Here is a 3111-nt window from a genome sequence, read left to right as displayed (position 1 = left end):
ACAACAAAGAACTGAGGTAAAAAACAACTAATTTCTTCATTAATTTTCGACATTATTATTCTAGGCTAACAGATTGAAAGAATGGATCTGTAAGCTATTTTTTTTTTGTTTGGGGCCCACTTATTTTACCGCAAGCACCGAAACGAATCCGGCATCATAGGGCAACCCCGATTTTGCGACGGCAAAACACTGTTTCAGCAACTTATTTGCCACTGCAATAAGCGCCAGTTTCTTGCTCTTTCCCTTGTTTACGATACGCCCATACAGTTCACGGCAGGCCTTGTTGTGCTTACAGGCATTGAAGGCGCAAAGGAACAATAGGTTGCGAAGTTTCTTATTGCCAACCTTGCTGATCCTGCTACGGCCACGCACGCTGCTGCCAGACTCACGGATGGTCGGGGTGATGCCCACATAGCTGCAAAGCTGTGCCCCGGTCTCGAACTTTTCAAAACCATCGGTCACCACAATCAAAAACAGGGCTGTCTTGGCGCCTATGCCCGGAACGGTCTGCAAAAGCGTCAGCTTTTGCTGCTGCTCTTGCTTCACCAATTCCAGCAGGCGTTCTTCTATTCCGGCAAGCTCTTTATCTAAGTGCTTTTTATCCCTCTTTAATGAACGGTACACAAACTTTGAGGGGATCCCCAAGGTTTCCTCGCCATGCATTTTGTTCTTTGCGGCAGTACGTTTTTTAAGATAACTGTCCATCAAACGGAACAGTTGGAGGCACTCTGCCTGTACGTCTGTAAGCGCATTGTAGAGCGGAACCCCGTTGGCCAGGGCATAATCGCAAATAGCCCTTGCATCGCTCTTGTCGGTCTTTACCTTGGCGAGCTTCATCTGGATGAAGCGCTTTACCGACAGCGGGTTTACCACCGATACCGCCACATTGTTCTTGTAAAGAAACTGTGCGAGCCTGTAATGGTAGTAGCCCGTAGCCTCCATTGTCACGAGGGAACCCTGGGGAAGTATCCTTAAAAAAGAACGGAACCCCTTTTCATCGTTACTGAACTGGTTGTGGCCACTGTTACTGCCGTGCACGTCAAAGACATCCTTGCTGATGTCGACTCCAAAAGTTTCCTTATATTTATCCATAGGAACTGAATTTATGAAAGAACCAGCTACTTGGTCCACAACAACTTGAAAACGAGGTCCAGGCCTCACAGAACTGAACGTGGTTTAAGTAGTAAAAGAGCGGGGATTATCAATGTTGCCGAAGTCTAAAAGCTTCACCGTATAACATAACCTTACTCCGCTCTTTTGTTCTTTCTGATTAGTACTTAAAGTTAACTGATTTAGTAAAAATCAAACTTAAGACGTATATAAAAAATAGCGGTTTAATCGCTTAAACGAAACTAAATGAATAAATTAAAGGTCTGTTATAACCCGAAAAGTTAGTGCATAAAAAATCCGCTACTTTTCATATACAAGACCGTTGGCAGTAATGCTAACCGACATCTATCAATGGAAGATTAGTGTTTGCGTTACCATCCGTACAATCTAACAAGCATTGACAAATACCATCATTCAACCAATAGTGAATAATCACACTTTCACCTTTTTCATTAGCGTATTGAGTTCTTACACTTGGGCGAACCGTTGGTTTTTCAAGACTACCGTTCCAAGTCCAAGCATTTGTATCATCTCTACTACCTTTTGTTATTACAGGTATCGTTGTTGGAAATCTCATTCCTTGTGGCGTAAATGACAAATAATCAACACCGTTTCTATTTTCTAATTTTGACTTCATTTTTAAACTTTGTTTCGTTTTACAAAAAGCACTACTGCCAACAAAGAACTGAGGTAAAAAACAACTAATTTCTTCATTAATTTTCGACATTATTATTCTAGGCTAACAGATTGAAAGAATGGATCTGTAAGCTATTTTTTTTTTGTTTGGGGCCCACTTATTTTACCGCAAGCACCGAAACGAATCCGGCATCATAGGGCAACCCCGATTTTGCGACGGCAAAACACTGTTTCAGCAACTTATTTGCCACTGCAATAAGCGCCAGTTTCTTGCTCTTTCCCTTGTTTACGATACGCCCATACAGTTCACGGCAGGCCTTGTTGTGCTTACAGGCATTGAAGGCGCAAAGGAACAATAGGTTGCGAAGTTTCTTATTGCCAACCTTGCTGATCCTGCTACGGCCACGCACGCTGCTGCCAGACTCACGGATGGTCGGGGTGATGCCCACATAGCTGCAAAGCTGTGCCCCGGTCTCGAACTTTTCAAAACCATCGGTCACCACAATCAAAAACAGGGCTGTCTTGGCGCCTATGCCCGGAACGGTCTGCAAAAGCGTCAGCTTTTGCTGCTGCTCTTGCTTCACCAATTCCAGCAGGCGTTCTTCTATTCCGGCAAGCTCTTTATCTAAGTGCTTTTTATCCCTCTTTAATGAACGGTACACAAACTTTGAGGGGATCCCCAAGGTTTCCTCGCCATGCATTTTGTTCTTTGCGGCAGTACGTTTTTTAAGATAACTGTCCATCAAACGGAACAGTTGGAGGCACTCTGCCTGTACGTCTGTAAGCGCATTGTAGAGCGGAACCCCGTTGGCCAGGGCATAATCGCAAATAGCCCTTGCATCGCTCTTGTCGGTCTTTACCTTGGCGAGCTTCATCTGGATGAAGCGCTTTACCGACAGCGGGTTTACCACCGATACCGCCACATTGTTCTTGTAAAGAAACTGTGCGAGCCTGTAATGGTAGTAGCCCGTAGCCTCCATTGTCACGAGGGAACCCTGGGGAAGTATCCTTAAAAAAGAACGGAACCCCTTTTCATCGTTACTGAACTGGTTGTGGCCACTGTTACTGCCGTGCACGTCAAAGACATCCTTGCTGATGTCGACTCCAAAAGTTTCCTTATATTTATCCATAGGAACTGAATTTATGAAAGAACCAGCTACTTGGTCCACAACAACTTGAAAACGAGGTCCAGGCCTCACAGAACTGAACGTGGTTTAAGTAGTAAAAGAGCGGGGATTATCAATGTTGCCGAAGTCTAAAAGCTTCACCGTATAACATAACCTTACTCCGCTCTTTTGTTCTTTCTGATTAGTACTTAAAGTTAACTGATTTAGTAAAAATCAAACTTAAGATGTATAACCGCAA

The 3111-nt window shown here is 44.0% G+C and carries 3 protein-coding genes; all 3 read right to left on the bottom strand.

The features are described from left to right. Nucleotides 1–120: 120 nt before the first annotated feature. The 3 genes from KIV10_RS13760 to KIV10_RS13750 all read right to left on the bottom strand — a co-directional run bounded on the left by KIV10_RS13760 (nt 121) and on the right by KIV10_RS13750 (nt 2876). The gene (locus KIV10_RS13760; RefSeq protein ID WP_214114711.1) at nt 121–1092 is read right to left on the bottom strand and encodes an IS110 family RNA-guided transposase; all 972 of its coding nucleotides are present in this window, start codon (nt 1090–1092) and stop codon (nt 121–123) included. A gap of 352 nt (nt 1093–1444) precedes the next feature. Then, a complete protein-coding gene (locus tag KIV10_RS13755; protein ID WP_214114713.1) occupies nt 1445–1837 on the bottom strand; it encodes a DUF6527 family protein in 393 nt (130 codons plus the stop codon). Between the two features lie 67 nt (nt 1838–1904). Next, nucleotides 1905–2876 (bottom strand): IS110 family RNA-guided transposase, encoded by a 972-nt coding sequence (locus KIV10_RS13750; protein ID WP_214114711.1) that lies wholly within the window; start codon nt 2874–2876, stop codon nt 1905–1907. Nucleotides 2877–3111 lie beyond the last annotated feature (235 nt).

The sequence above is a fragment of the Aequorivita echinoideorum genome, from assembly GCF_018476645.1.
In the GTDB taxonomy this organism is placed as follows: Bacteria; Bacteroidota; Bacteroidia; order Flavobacteriales; family Flavobacteriaceae; genus Aequorivita; species Aequorivita echinoideorum.
This window is presented reverse-complemented; position numbering and strand designations above follow the sequence as displayed.

Bases quoted from the DNA above. Each gene is read 5' to 3' on its own strand.
- KIV10_RS13750 (WP_214114711.1), bottom strand. From the start codon at position 2,876: ATGGATAAATATAAGGAAACTTTTGGAGTCGACATCAGCAAGGATGTC.
- KIV10_RS13755 (WP_214114713.1), bottom strand. From the start codon at position 1,837: ATGTCGAAAATTAATGAAGAAATTAGTTGTTTTTTACCTCAGTTCTTT.
- KIV10_RS13760 (WP_214114711.1), bottom strand. From the start codon at position 1,092: ATGGATAAATATAAGGAAACTTTTGGAGTCGACATCAGCAAGGATGTC.